Source organism: Veillonella parvula DSM 2008 (assembly GCF_000024945.1).
In the GTDB taxonomy this organism is placed as follows: Bacteria; Bacillota; Negativicutes; order Veillonellales; family Veillonellaceae; genus Veillonella; species Veillonella parvula.
In genome coordinates this window covers 41,423-56,969 of the sequence record NC_013520.1, presented here as the reverse complement: position 1 = coordinate 56,969, position 15,547 = coordinate 41,423, and the positions used below count along the sequence as shown (strand labels likewise).

The 15,547-nt window shown below is 41.6% G+C and carries 4 protein-coding genes and 1 pseudogene; 1 reads left to right on the top strand and 4 read right to left on the bottom strand.

Annotated features, from left to right (window positions below):
* Window positions 1-74: 74 nt before the first annotated feature.
* The 3 genes from VPAR_RS00200 to VPAR_RS00190 form a co-directional block, all read right to left on the bottom strand.
* The gene (locus VPAR_RS00200; RefSeq protein WP_012863652.1) at window positions 75-7,268 is read right to left on the bottom strand and encodes a YadA-like family protein; all 7,194 of its coding nucleotides are present in this window, start codon (window positions 7,266-7,268) and stop codon (window positions 75-77) included.
* Between the two features lie 512 nt (window positions 7,269-7,780).
* A complete protein-coding gene (locus tag VPAR_RS00195) occupies window positions 7,781-10,186 on the bottom strand; it encodes an S-layer homology domain-containing protein (RefSeq protein WP_012863651.1) in 2,406 nt (801 codons plus the stop codon).
* Window positions 10,187-10,445: 259 nt separating this feature from the next.
* On the bottom strand, window positions 10,446-11,489 hold the full coding sequence (locus VPAR_RS00190; protein ID WP_012863650.1) for an inverse autotransporter beta domain-containing protein: 1,044 nt from the start codon (window positions 11,487-11,489) through the stop codon (window positions 10,446-10,448).
* A 362-nt stretch (window positions 11,490-11,851) separates the two neighbouring features.
* Between VPAR_RS00190 and VPAR_RS00185 the strand changes: the two genes are divergently transcribed.
* Entirely contained in the window at window positions 11,852-12,109 is a 258-nt protein-coding gene (locus VPAR_RS00185; RefSeq protein ID WP_012863649.1) for a hypothetical protein, read from the top strand.
* Between the two features lie 687 nt (window positions 12,110-12,796).
* On the opposite strand, the pseudogene VPAR_RS00180 reads toward VPAR_RS00185, so the two are convergent.
* A pseudogene (locus VPAR_RS00180) lies at window positions 12,797-15,232 on the bottom strand (autotransporter outer membrane beta-barrel domain-containing protein).
* Between the last annotated feature and the right edge of the window lie 315 nt (window positions 15,233-15,547).

Below are 15,547 nucleotides of genomic sequence, written 5' to 3'. Positions count from 1 at the left end.
GATGAGCCGCCCCGGAAAGGGCGGCTTTCACAATCCTTACATGAGTGGTTAAGAACTCGAATATTCAGATTCGATTATTTTGTAAGACCTGCTTGTTGCATCAACAATGCGATTTGAGCCTTCATTTCTTCATTATCACGTTGTACTTGATCGTATTTAGCAGTTAACTCTAGGTCATGTTGTTTCATACGTTCATTTTCAGCTTTTAAAGCAGTCACTTCATCCTGTAATACATATGCAGAGCTGATAGGGCCGGCTTTGTAACGTGCAGGAACCGCTTTCTTAGCATCGGATGTACCAAATTTGTAGGATACGCCCGCATTAATCATGTTGTCATGACCGCCAAGAGATACGCCCATATGGAACATTGTAGATTCATTAGTATAGTGCGCCACGCCTACAGCTGCAGCTGTACTGCCTTTGTAGTGACCTACAGCAGCCAATACTTGAGTTGGTTCCAATGGATCATATTGTAATGGTTTGAGGCCAGAAATAGCTGCACTAGTAGCACCTACATCAGCGATTTTACCATCCACGCTACGCATAGCACTGCTCAATTGATTTACGTTAACCGCATCAGTGCCATCTACACCAGGGCCTACATTAGTAATTCTATTACCACCGTTATTGAGGCCGTCTTTAGTAAGACTTACAGCATTACCTTGAGCAGGTGTAATTGTCATACCGCCACCGTTCATAACAGTTGTATTACCAGCAGCATCCGTAGTAGTTACGGACTCAAGACCTTTCAAATCTTTAGCCAACTTAATGTTATAACCATCACCAGTGGAATTTTTCACAACACCGATATTATTATCCGCCAAACGGTTCACATCAGCACCACCAGTAAGGTTCATAGTATCTCCCAATCCACGAACCACTTTACCGCTATCGCCAGGTTGGTCACCTTGGAATACACGGCCTGTTCTTGCTTTATTATTGAAGTCGTCATTAACAGCTTTTAATTGATCTTCTGTTGCGGCACGACCTGGAACTGCTACAGGGTTTTCAGGATCCCAAGTTTTGTTATCCAAACCTGTTACGAAGTTGCCTTCTTTACCGTCAGAAGTTTGTTTACCTACAACTACGTCGCCGGCTTTCACGGTATTTGCCGTTACGGAACCATCATTGCCGTCAATCTTAACTTGATTACCACCATTACCAGCTGTAATCGTACCTGCAGAACCGTCGATGTTAACTTGTTTTGCTGGATCTTGACCAAGAGTGATCTTATCATTTAATGCCATTTTGATGGCGCCGTTATCCACGGAAGTTTTGATATTGCCGTCACCTTTCAAGTCGATTGTCTCGCCAAGAGGTTTCTTCACGGAGTTACCGTCTTCCGCTTTAAGACCGAAGCCTGTGGATTTGATGTCTTCAATAGCTGTATGCAATTGACCGCCGTTTACAGCGTCCTTGCTACCAGCGCCAATAGTACCATCAGCCACATTAGTGATCTTCTTATTAGCCGCATCGATACCGTCTTTTGTTACCTTAGGACCGTTTTCGATTGTTAAGCCATCTTTATTGATAGTAACAGCTTTGTTGCCACCATCATTGATTTGCAAGCCATCTTTAGTCAACTTAGTCGCTTCATTAGCGCCGTCCTTGATAGTAACGCCGTTTGTATCCATCTTAGTATTGCCTGTAGTCACAGTGTTAGCTGTTACAGTATCTACAGTGATGTCTTTTTTCAATTCCACCTTAACAGCACCGCCGTCTACGGATGTTTTGATATTCGTGTCATCACCTTTAACTTTAACAGTTTCACCAAGAGCTTTTTTCACGGATTGACCGTCTTCTGCTTCAAGACCAAAGCCTTTAGTTTTGATGTCTTCGATAGCTGTATGCAATTGGCCACCGTTTACAGCGTCTTTGCTATCTTTTGCAACATTACCGTCTTGAACGTTTGTAATTTTATTACCAGCTGCATCGATGCCGTCTTTCGTCATGGAAGGACCATCAGTAATCTTCACGCCGTCTTTTGTAACAGCTGTCAACGGATTACCTGCTGCATCTTTAATAGTCATGCCTTCGCCGTTTACAACGGTTTTACCGTTTGCACCGTTGTTGAAAGTAACGGAATTTAGACCTTTAAGGTCTTTCGCCAAACGAAGCATCAATGTATCTGTACCGTCAGATACAACGCCGATGTTGTCATCGTTGGAAAGTTTAGTTTTATCAGTTACGCCACCCTTAACATTTACTTGAGTGTTAAGTTTTCTCTTAATAACGTCGCCAGAGTCACCACCATATGCCATGCCGTCATCTTTGGTTGCCACTTGATGTGTCTTACCGTTTTCATCAGTGTATTTGATACGAGTGATTTCGTTACCGTTGAGATCCGGATCACCTTTTTCAACAGAAATGTCAGCGCTACGGCCGTCTTTACCGTTAAGACCGATGTGACCTACGCCGTCTTTACCGGAGATGGATACAGCTTCTTTGCCGTCTTTACCAACCTTCACGGATTCAGCTTTAAGGTTTTTATTCATCTTCACGTCAATAGTAGTGTCGCCAGTTTGTGCATCTTGCTTGATGAAAGTCTTGATGTTTTCGCCGCTGTAATCTTCGTCAGCTGCAGTGCCTTCACCTTTAATAGTCACTTTGGAGCCAAGCTTGTTAGTTTTTTCGCCGCCTTGGTTAGCATCGAATTTCAAACCTTTATTAGTTAATGCGTCCGCACTATCTTTAATTTTGTCATTCAAGTAGTCCACATTAACCGCTTCGCTGCCATCGTTGCCTGTAGCATATGCTACATTCGTTACGTGAGTGCCGCCTTGTTTGTTGTTATATGCAGGACCTTCGTAAGTTACCTTGGATTTATCAGGATTACCAGTAGGGTCCAAATCATACTTAACAGCACGGTCATTCAATTTATCAAGTTTGGATTTAGAAGCAACGTCTTTGATGGTAACGGTTTCTGTTTGATCTGGATGATTCTTATCTTGTACAGTCAACGCTACATCGCCGTTTGCATCTACAGTGTAGTCTCCATTAGAGCCTGCCGCTTGATTTTTGATCAAACGATAATCAGTGGAGTTAGCACTTTGAGCATCCAACGCTTTTTTCAATTGATCTTCTGTTGCGGCACGACCGGATACAATCTTATTTGCATCCCAATCTTTATTATCAAGGCCTGTTACATAATTGCCTGTTTCGCTATCACCAGCTGCATTGTTAACAGTTTGACCACCCATAGTAGCACTGCCTGCTTTCACAGTCTTAGCGGCTGTTACGGAATCAAGATTTTTAAGGTCTTTCGCCAATTGAAGTTCCAATTTGTCAGTGCCATCAGCTTTTACGTTGATATTGCCAGATGCGCTCTTGAATGTAGTAGACTCAGCTTCAGTTACGCCTTCACCTTGTACTTTCACCAAGGAGTTCAATTTTTGTTTATTCACGGTACCAGTGTTGTTACCAGTGAATTGTAAACCGTCTTCCATAGTCGCAACTTGGTGCTCGCCGTTGCCGTCAGTGTATACGATACGAGTAAGACCATTTGTACCGTCTACACCTTTTTCGCTTTTAACGCCTGTAGCAGCATCGTTGTAACCAGGTTTCACGGACAAGTCGATACCGTTAGTACCGTTCACGCCGTTCGTTCCTGCAGGGCCTGTCAAGCCGATGTGGCCTACGCCGTCCTTACCGGAAATAGAAACTGCTTCATTACCGTTTTTATCAGTAACAGCTACCTTGCCATCTGTACCGTTCGCTGTGTCAGGACCTGTAATGGATACGCCGTCCTTACCATTTTTGCCAACCTTCACAGATTCAACCTTAAGGTTTTTATTCATCTTCACGTCGATAGTCGTATTGCCTGTCGCCGCATCTTGTTTGATGAAAGTTTTGAGGTTTTCACCGCTATAATCAGCGTCAGCAGCAGTACCTTCACCTTGAATTGTAACAGTGGAGCCTAATTTGTTAGTTTTTACGCCACCTACATTAGCATCGAATTTGAGACCTGTGTTAATCAAGTCATTCTTGGTATTCGTAATTTGATCGCCAAGGTCTTGTTTTACTTGATGTAATTGACCGCCGTTTACAGCATCTTTAGAACCAGCTGCTACGTTACCATCTTTCAAGTTAGTAATTTTTGTACCGTTAGGACCTTCCAAAGTTACTGTGTCATGGCCTGTGTTACCGTCATATTTTACGGAGCGGTCTTTTACTTTATCGAGTTCAGTTTTGGACGCAATATCCTTAATCGTTACAGTTTTAACATCACTGGATTTTTCGTCTTTCACTTGCAAATCAACTTTATTGTTATCAACTTTATAAGAGCCGTCTGCCGCATTGTTCGGATTAGCGATCAAGCGATAGTCAGAAGCACTTGCATTAGCTGCTTTTACAGCATCGCTGACAATTTTAAGTTGATCTTCTGTTGCCGCACGACCGGATACAAAAGTAGGATCAGTTAAAGTCCAAGATTTATTGTCCAAACCGGATACAAAGTTACCGTTCTGAGCAGCACTTTTATTATCTGTTACAGATTGGGTACCCATAGTGGCAGTACCAGCTTTTACAGTTTTTGTAGCAGTTACCGTATTAACATTGATGTCTTGACCCAATGCAACCTTAATTGTTGTATCGTCGCCAGTTTGTGTAATTGTAGTATTGATGTTAGTACCATCACCAGCTACTGTTACCTTGGAGCCTAATTTATTTGTTTTTTCGCCGCCATTATCAGCATCGAATTTCAAACCTTTATTAATAAGCTCTGTTTTTGTAGTATCAAGTTCTGTTTTAGACGCGATATCCTTGATAGTTACAGTTTTCTTATTCGCAGGATTTTTAGCATCTTGTACAGTTAAGTCAACTTTATTGCCAGATACAGTGTAAGCTTTATCTGCAGCACTGCTGTTTTCAACTAATTGATAGTCAGGAGCATCTACGTCAACTTTATATGTTTTATATGTACCGTCCGTACCTTCTGTAACGGTCGTATTTTTACCAGCAACAACTTTAACTGCTTTTTGAGCTTCATCACGGATAACGGATTTACCGCCGTCCGTAATGTTGGACAAGTCTTTATTTGCTGCATTGTCGATTTTATTCTTAGTAGCATCAGTCAACGTCACATCGATTGTTTGGTTGTTAACAGATGTCGTAACATAAGAACCGTCGCCTTTTACAGTCAATGTTTGGTTATCTAATAAAACGTCATTTTTGCCAGTGTTGCCAGCTACTTTCAAATTAACATTGCGCAATTGTGCCACGTTAACAGCGTCAGTATCCGCTGTACCTGCAGCCACATTTGTGATTTGACGAGTTTTTGTACCACCGTCACCTACGGACACCGCCCCCATAGTGGAAGTCAACGCAGCGCCTGTCAATCCGCTATATCCGTTTGTACGGCTGTCTGCAGTTTTAACATTATAGCCTGCTGTGCCTGCTGCAACGGAAGCAACGGAATTCGCACCCAATGCAACGCCGTCATCTACGCTGGATTTAGCTTTATAACCGATAGCAGTGCTGTTCGCATTAGCTGCAGTCGCATCAGCACCGACAGCTGTCGCGAAGTTACCTGCTGCAGAAGCGCGTACACCGGCCGCTGTCGCATTGTTGCCTGTAGCACCTGTGTTATCGTAGTTCGCATCGGCAGATGTACCTTTAGCACTGAAGAAATTCGTTTGCGCCGCTTCAACAGCTTCTTTTACCGTATGGTAAGTACTGTTCTTGATATTGAAATCAGGCGCTTTATATGTAGAACCATTCGCTTCATAGCCCGTATAAGTAGGACCTGCGATGGATTTTGCTAAGTTACTGTTTACAAATTTTAATTGTTTTACATTTGTTGCGTCAGTATCGTTTTCGCCACCCGCTACGTTGATGATACGACGTTCAGAACCTACGTTACCTACCGCAACTACACCGTTTGCAACATTGTTATTTTGTTGGTTAGTAAAAGCAGAGAAACCATTAACCAAGGCACCTCTTACTTCCGTACCAGTGCCCAATGCCAAGGAGTTATTGGATTCTGCAACGGCATTTGTACCAATAGCCATGGAGTTAGTACCTGTAACAGTGGCACCAAGACCGATAGCTGTCGTATTAGTATTGTTTGCTTTTGCTTCTTTACCGATTGCAATGGCACCATCTTTAGAGGCATTCGCCGCACCACCAAGTGCAAGCGCATCAGCACCCAAGGATTTAGCATTACCACCTAATGCGATGGAGTTGGATAATTTTGCTTGGGAAGAACTACCCATAGCAATAGCATCGGCACCAGCAGCATTAGAACTACTACCCATAGCAAAGCTGCTTACACCACTTGCATTTGCACTTTTACCCATTGCCACAGCATTTTGTGCGGATGATTGCGCCGTATTACCGATGGCAAAGGCATTCTCTGCACTAGCATTAGCACTATAACCCATAGCTACCGCATTGGCGCCACCGGTACTGGATGAAGAACCGAATGCCATAGAATCATCTGCACCAACTGCAGTACGAGCTTTTGTACCGAAAGCAAGAGAACGAGCCCCTTCTGTTACGGTATTACCATCGCCATTATATTTAGCACTTGGAGTACCATGTTGTTGACCAGGTAATTTTATAGTTTCTGCCGCACCGATTGCAATGGATTGATCCGCTTTTGCTGTAGCGGAGTAACCCATGGCAAAACTACCATTACCCTTTGCCCAAGATGCAGTACCCAATGCTGTAGAGAACTCACCTTCTGCAGCAGATTGACGCATCATAGCCAAGGAGTTAAATCCGCTCGCCTTTGTAGCTGTACCAAGAGCCATAGCAGATGGTGATAAGGCCTGAGCATAATGACCTAAAGCAAAGGAAATACCACCTGTGGCCTGAGCATAGTTACCGATAGCCAAGCCGGAATAATAAGTAGGATGCGCTGTTTCCTGAATATTTGTATGAGTACCGATAGCAATGCCGGCAAAGCTATTTTCTGTATAGTTACCTCTATCTGTACCATTGTACAAATGACTGTTATCAAATGGTGTCAGGTTCCCAGGGTTTTGATAGTTATATAAATAGCTACCTTCACCATAAACTACATTACCAGTAGCATAACCAGAGCCATTTACTGCATCAATTGTCATAGCAGCATATGTAGCTGCATTAGCTGTAGTAATATTACCGCCCATCAATAACGCCGCTACCGCCATAACTGCACTCATACGTGCCCAAGTTGTACCAGTTTGTACGGATTTTACCTTACCGCCACCTGTTTTTACGATTTCAGATACTACTACATAGCATTTTTTTGTTTTACTCCAAATAACATTATAAATTCGATTCATGATTATCCTTTCTTACCGAAACCTCAGTAAAACACACCACTTGTGTTGCATAATATTGCAAAGATAATAAAAAGAAGAAGTATAAAGATTGATTATCATCTACACTTCTTACATCAAATACTAGTATTCTCAATTACGATACGAATACTATAATTATTCATGATTCTTCATCATATACTCACCCACGGCAATACAATATCAAAAAATTTCTATCTTGTAAACGACTTTTTTCATCTTTTCTTCATTTTTGTGGTTTATTTATTTCATATTTAATACTTTTTAATTTTAAGAAATAGAATCTTCATCTTTCCTATCAAATTTTACGATAAATCCACATATCGAAATATAACGATTATTGTAATTACGTAATCAATTTCATATTTTTAGACTTTTCAGTTTAATGCTTTCATAGATAAGATAATTTTATATACAGAAAATTTATCACCTACAGGTACACGAAAAAGCCGAGGCCCTAGAGCCTCGGCTTTCACAATATAAATCATATATATATTCTATTTTTTATTAACCCTTACACGTTCAATAGTTGGTTGTCCTTCATGATTCTTAGCAATAGTATCCACACGGAATAACGCCATTTCAGGACCAAATTCAGATACGAGTCGATCATCGACGACAACACCGTTTTGAATAGCTCGGTATACAATTTGAGCAAATTCATAACGGGTCAACATACGGTCTCCTCCGAATGTACCATCAGGATAGCCTTCCACAAGACCCCGGCGAGATAGATCGCTAACCGCCGCATATGCCCAGTGATTATTCGGCACATCAGGGAATAATGTGCTGCGGTCTGCTTTCATATTCGTTCCAGCCAATCCATTCAAAAGAGCAGTCAACTTTTGAATCTGCGCATTTTGTACCGCTACAGTTTTCTTAAGTTCCAAAACTTCCTTACCAATGGCTACACGAGAACGGGATACATTACTGTGAGCACCTACTTTCACAGACATACCGGCATTCACAACGGTTTCGCCATTACCGACAGTAGATCCTACACTAAATTGCAAGTCCTCATTTGGTCTGTAAAAAGCCCCCAATGCAGCGGCATTGCCATCATGATAGTGGCCATAACCAGCAGCAAAGTCCCATTTTGCATCAGGGTCAAAATCCAATGGATGCAAGGCGGCAAGTGCGGCCACTCCGGCCACGGATTTGTTAACCTTTTTATCCAGACGAGCTACATTCCGCCCCATATTGGTTACATCCTGCTTGATATTAGTAATGTCACCTTGAATATTGGTTACATTCTGTTTAATGTTGGTCACATCACCTTGTATATTGTTAATATTTGTTGTGTTATTTGTAATCTGATTCGTTATATCGTCAGATAGGCTTACCTTATAATCTTTAGTCGTTCCGTTCGTCGTAGTTGTCACATTAATATGTTTACCTGCACTGACAGTAGTGGAGCCGTTCGCATTCACTTGATTTTGCAACTTTTTGAGCTGTGCCACATTCACCGCATCCGTATCCTTTGTGCCGGCTGCTACAGATGTAATCTGACGCGTAATATTGTTATTTGCATCACCGACAGATACGGCCGATTTAGTCGCCTTCCACGTAGAATCCGTATTCGTGGACTGTGCCTTTGTACTCGGATCATACCCAACGGATCCAGCCGCCACAGTAGCCTTCGATTCACTGCCCAATGCAACACCGCCCTCTACGGTTACATTCGTATTATGTCCAACAGCGACCGCATTATTAACAGATGTCGTAGTCTTGCTGTCTGTAGAACCGATGAGAACCGCATGATTGGCATCTTTTACCTCACGATTATCCCCCATTACAAGACTGTTCTTAGAATTAGTCACCGTATTTTCAGACCCTATTACAGTCGTATTGGACACCTTATCCGCCGTATTGTGAAAGCCCGTCAACATGGTATTCGTACTTTTATTTCTTTGGTCGCCAGTCAATGTATTATTGACACCCATAAGTGCGGAGCGAAGTGTATAATCCGCCTTATTACCGCTACCAAATGCCATAGTAGAACCGCCACCGTTAGAATTTTTGACAGCGGAACGTAATTTCTCAGATAATTCCTTAGCGGAATTACCTCCCGAACTTGGTGCTGAAATATCGGCTACAGAATTCGTTATTTCATTGCCAGCACCAAATACGAGAGACCCATTGGAGTTAAAGGTCCGATTAGCAGTACCTACGATACTATTCGCAACACCCGAATAATAGCTACCCGTTTTTGATTCAATACTATTCAATGTACCATTAATGGTGGCACCGAAATTCTTTGTAGAATTTGCAGCTCGTCCACCATTATAATCACTGGAGATAATATTATATACGCCTGTGCTTGTAGTGAAAGCCCCATTGCTAAAGCTATTAGCACCAATTGTTGTTGTATAAACATTTAATGCATCTTTTCTTGTGGATGCACTATCTACCGTAGTATCTCCAAGGTCCCCTTTATAATTATGAGATCCAATCATGGTACTGCCGGTACGAGCAAATGTATTATCACCGATAGCGACACTGCCTACCACCTTTGTAGGATCCGCAGGGATTCTAGCAGAAGAAAAAAAACCTCCACTGTAGGTCGTTTGCCCTAACGCAAAGCTAGCCTCTCCACCACCGGCCATATTTTCAACCTTTGCATTTTTACCGATAGCTATACTACCGCCTTGGCTAGCATAGTTATTAATACCTGCTCCATTGCCGATAGCTACATCACCTGTAGCCTCACTAGCACCGTTCGAGTAAGAAATGCCGGCACCTTTGCCAACGGCTACGTTTTCCGCCTTCGGTGCACTACTGCCCGTGCCAATAGCTACACCGTTCCCGTTGCCCGGTGTCACATCCACCGCTCCGGCCACATATAGGCTCGATAACAACACACCATTAATCAACACAGATAATATAAGTTTACGCTTGCTCATTTTATCCTCTCCATTCCCTAATGAATTCCACGTGTAACTTATTCTTCATTATAGCTTCATGAATATTGTGCCACTCTTTTTCTATTTTGTAAACAAAATAAATTTTTATGAATTAATGTATAAAAAAGGAACTGTCTTTTCATACCAAATGACAATCATCTGATACTATAAAACAGCTCCTTATGTTGCTTTTATCTAAAAAATAAATATAGATTCTTATGCTACTTTTATCAAAATAATAAATAGATATATATATCTATCAATCAACGTGCACCATATGTTGACGACGCACATTTTCCAACATATTAGCACGAACCGATGTTTTTGTATCCAATCGATGGTTACCACCAAACCAAGCCGTATCGACACCGGCTAGACGGAACATGATTTTACCGTACGGACTGCCGTGCTCATGCTCCGGTTTGTTGTAGCCCATGTCCACGGAAATTCTCGGCGTGAGCTGCAACTCCGTGCCGATGCGCAAGCCATGCTTATCCGCACTGCGCCGCAACTGCCAACGATAGGCTTCCATGTACACGCGCGCCCAACGGGCATTCTTGAAGCTAGTCCCGTACTCCGCAGTATATCCGTTAGACACATTTTCCATACGCGTCGCACCATCAAGGGAACGCTCACCAGACACACCGCGATACCAGTTCATGCGAAACGCACCGATCCCCGACACGTACTCCAGCCCGACACTCATGCGACCGTGATTGCCTCTGAACCGATGGTCATAAAACAGATTGCCACCGTAATAATGGTCATCGTTCTCAGCAATTCGGCGATAGCCGATGCCTACATTCGCCGTCGTTCCTGTATCCGCAGCATTCGCCAACCGCTCCTGTGTAAACCACACATGACGAGATGTCTCATCATAATGACCTAACGGCTGCAATGTTTCCACACCGTACAAGGGTTTCCAGTTTTTCTGAAAGCGCAATGACAAGACGGTTCGCTGCATCCACGGTTTCGCCTTCGATCCGTGCATTGCGGAATGAACACCAGTCATGACCACCGCCTGCAACGCAGAGTTGACCGCATCTGTATCGGAATAACGAGTCGTCTTTTTATCTGTGGAGTCTGGCATCTCCAATCCGCCCTGACCGATAACATGATCTGGAGTATGAGACGAATTAACATGAAAGGTATCTGAGTCGTCAGATAATATGGTCTTACTTTCACTATGAACTTGTTTTACCGTAGTCCCCTGCATAGGCTGCTCTGCTTTATTTACCTGCTCCCCCGATACGGGCATAACGAACATGCAAAGGGCACTCATCAACACGATTATATATTTCATTACACACTCTTACGTACAAACACACTTCTCATTACTTAATACCGTACATACTTAATCATATACATAATACTTAATTACACACGATTACATATACCGATGACTCATGATTTCATCATGAACAACACATGAAATTATTTCTATTTTATATAGATATATAAAGAATTGTCAATGCAAATACAATACAATATGCTACATTCATACAAAATATCCATACAATATAATCGTTACAATCCATAATATTATTTTATATACATAAGTAAATTTCATTTTATCTATATATAAGCTCTTCTTAAATATTTATAATAAGTGTATAATCAAAATATATAAACAACGTTTAATGAATTCTTAAAAGGAGTATTACAATGAAGAACAAATTATTACCGATGGGTATTATAGCTTTAATCATCGCCGTAGTCATCTTGCTGATCATTCCAGATCCATCAGCGAACAACGTAGAAATCGCAAGACATGCGACCAGTGCACAACAAGCGGCACAGGCCATTTCCAAGAATAACCAGACATCCATTCTTATCCACACCATCGGTATGTTCTGTCTCGGCCTCGGCATTGCATCGACCGTAGGCGGTATTATCGTGAAATTTATCAAGAAAGATAACTAAAACCTCTTACAGAACCTAAAAGTAGCTGTAATTGAAATGCAGTTATATCGCATTCAATTACAGCCTTTTCTGTCTATTCTTCCAATGACTATTTTCACACAAACACACTAAAACCAAAACACAAAAAGCTGTACACACAGTCGACTTTTGAACTACCTTTGATGTCACATTGGCTTTGACATCAAAGCCGTTCAATCTAATCTATGTATGTACAGCTTTTATGATTATTTATATGTAGTTATTATAATAATGTATTTCATCTCAATTTGACGATATATATTTTTATCCCTATAATATAGATAGATAGCCAAGCGAGTGGTTCCGTTAGGCTCATCTCAGAACTATAAATAATTGATGAAATGGCCTTTCAGTTATCCAGTTACTGGTAACGAAGGGCTATTTGTCTTTTCCAAGACAAATAAGAGCCACAAGTGCTCCAAAGGCAATAACTACAGTTATTACCTCTAGAATTAGCATGATTAACTCATAATCACTCATAGACACCCCTCCCTTCATTAACAAAGAGAGGCCCAACCTCGTTGACTATCCTAATCCTATTATAAGTCGAACTAATGCTCGATACAATAAGAAACGTTTTAAAGAAATATATGAATGAATCAATAGGCGACTTTACCTGTCATGCAATTATCGATGTACTAAAATCGCTCCTATCTATTAATAATTCGCTTAAAATTTATGTGTAAATCCTGCATTTACAGACCAACCGGCCTTATGATCACCAGATAGACCTGTACTAATATCAGCAAAGATGCTGTTATTTGCATTAAAACCATAGCGACCACCAAAGGCTAAATCTGTCCAAGTGCCTTTAATGTCCTCGGAAGTGTATTTAGTAGTAGCACCACTTGTATACGTAGTTTTTACTGTACCGGAGAATGCATGGTTAACACCAAGACGAGTATATAGATTACCTGCGCCGAAATGTTTACCGATTTCAAGGCCAAGACCGCCTACTGTACTGCTCACACCAGACTGATCTACTTGCATACTGCCAGCATTGAAGCTATCACCACCAAAGTGAGTATAGCTCAATTGTGCTTGTGGCTCGATATATGTACCATTTGAAAGTTTCACGGTTTTACCATAGCGTGCACCAATTGTATACGCATTAGTTTTAGTCTCACCAGAAAGTTTTTCACCAATCTCATTACGAACAGTGAAATCGTTAGATGCACGACCTACTTGGGACTCAATATGGATATATTGGTTGTTACCAAGATCTTTCAAACCATACGTACCGACAGCGAAAGCTTTTTCCTTACCAGAGCCGTTGAAAATGTAATCATCGTTACCACGAAGATAGGAAACTTGACCACCTATAGTCCAACCGCTACCAGTTTTAGCATCGTAACCACCTTGGATACGAGTGTATGTGGTATCTGTATCGATTCCGTTTCCATTAAAGCTATATTTGCCTCCACCAACGCGAGCCCAAATACCTGTTGGTTCGCCTTGTTGTAATACACGTGAACGATACATATTATCTGTCAACGTTCTCCAACCATTAATATTACTCATAATGGCGGAACGAGCGCCGCGCATATGTGGTGTATCAAAGGCACCCATATTCACATGCATCTGAGGATTATGCTCGAGAGCCGGTGCTTGTTTTTCCTCAGCTTTTGGAGTTGCTTGCGGTGCTGGTTTCACCTCCGGTTTAGGCGCTGGCGCTGGTTTTACCTCAGGCTTTGGAGTCGGTTACGGTGTTGGTTTCACTTCCAGCTTAGGTGTTGGAACCGGAGCCGGTTTTACCTCAGGCTTTGGAGTCGGTTGCGGTGCTGGTTTCACTTCCGGCTTGGGTGTTGGAACCGGAGCCGGTTTTACCTCAGGCTTCGGAGTCGGTTGCGGTGCTGGTTTCACTTCCGGTTTAGGCGTTGGAACCGGAGCCGGTTTTACCTCAGGCTTCGGAGTCGGTTGCGGTGCTGGTTTCACTTCCGGTTTAGGCATTGGAGCCGGAGCCGGTTGTACCTCAGGCTTCGGAGTCGGTTGCACCTTACCATACTCATATTTACCTTGACCATTTTTATCAGCCTGCCACGTGATAGCACCTTCCTTAGCATGACCTTCGGTTAATACTTTAAAACGCGCGGATTCAGCACCTTCAGAAGCAATAGCAACCGTGCCTTGAAGATTTCTTTCACCATTTACATAATTGTGATAGTACACCTTATGTGCCAAGTTATCTAAAACTTTATTTACATTATCTTCACTAGACAAGTCTAATCCCTTACGACTCGTATACATATGAGCACCGGAATTAGGTGCCGCACTTGTAATATGGATATCACCACCCCAGAAGGATTCTGGAGTCAACCCATTTACAAGATTTTTACGCTCTTTGTAATCTGGATCTTCTTTGTCATCATACTCACCATTTGGATCATAAATAAAGTTTACATGACCTTCTAACTTATCAATGTGAATTTCATTATGCTCACTTTGAGTTACTATGGATTCAAAATTACGATTTTTTGAACCTACCAAACGATGTACATGGCTTGGAGTTGTCATTGTGCTATATCTAGTGCCATTTAAACCACCTTGATACATATGGTCCCAATAACCACGATCACCAAGAAATACATTGATATGGTTTGGCTGTTTTGCATTCTTATCTGCTAAGTTGAGAGCAAAGCCAGTCCATAGTACTTCATCACTATCTACACCGATATTAATTTCAGATGGATGTGTATCGCTACCATCGATACGCACATCGCCTTCAATGGACATATCATGGCCAGTAAAATTACCCTTATTACCATCTACGCCGAGATTTACAGTACCGCCTTTAGCAATAACAAGTGGATTACTGCCACGACCAACTTGAAGATCGCCATTTTTAATATTCACAGTACTTCCATTTTGACTAGTAATGATAGTCTTTCGTCCATCCATTAGTCTACCAGATACATAATCTGCATTAATAGTGCTCTTATTATCTGCATCAATACCATACAGTGTCCCTTGTACCTTTCCCAAGTTTAAGGTCTCACCCTTAACGGCACTAATAACAGTATCTTCTGCCATTACATTAGGCATTACAGAGCTAGCAATCGTCAGGGCAATCGCTAATGATAAGTTTGCTTTACACACACGTTTCATAAGAACCCTCTCTCATTCATACTATAAATTACCATTAAATCTTTTTAATTATAATTTATAGGGGCTATTATTGTAAACATAAGAAAACTGTTTCATCATCAAAAAAATAATAAATAACAAAAGAAAAAGGCGGCACCTAAGTGCTGCCCATAATTATAAAAAATCTATTGAAAGCTATATTATCGTTCATTCGAATTTGACGATATATATTTTTATCCCTATAATATAAGTAGATAGCCAAGCGAGTAGAACCGTCGGGCTCATCTCAAAAGAATAAAGAATATGATGAAATGGCCTTTCAGTTATCCAGTCACT

What these genes read in the sequence shown, in the direction of transcription:
- VPAR_RS00185 (WP_012863649.1), top strand. Translation starts at nt 11,852, where the DNA reads ATGAAGAACAAATTATTACCGATGGGTATTATAGCTTTAATCATCGCC.
- VPAR_RS00190 (WP_012863650.1), bottom strand. Translation starts at nt 11,489, where the DNA reads ATGAAATATATAATCGTGTTGATGAGTGCCCTTTGCATGTTCGTTATG.
- VPAR_RS00200 (WP_012863652.1), bottom strand. Translation starts at nt 7,268, where the DNA reads ATGAATCGAATTTATAATGTTATTTGGAGTAAAACAAAAAAATGCTAT.
- VPAR_RS00195 (WP_012863651.1), bottom strand. Translation starts at nt 10,186, where the DNA reads ATGAGCAAGCGTAAACTTATATTATCTGTGTTGATTAATGGTGTGTTG.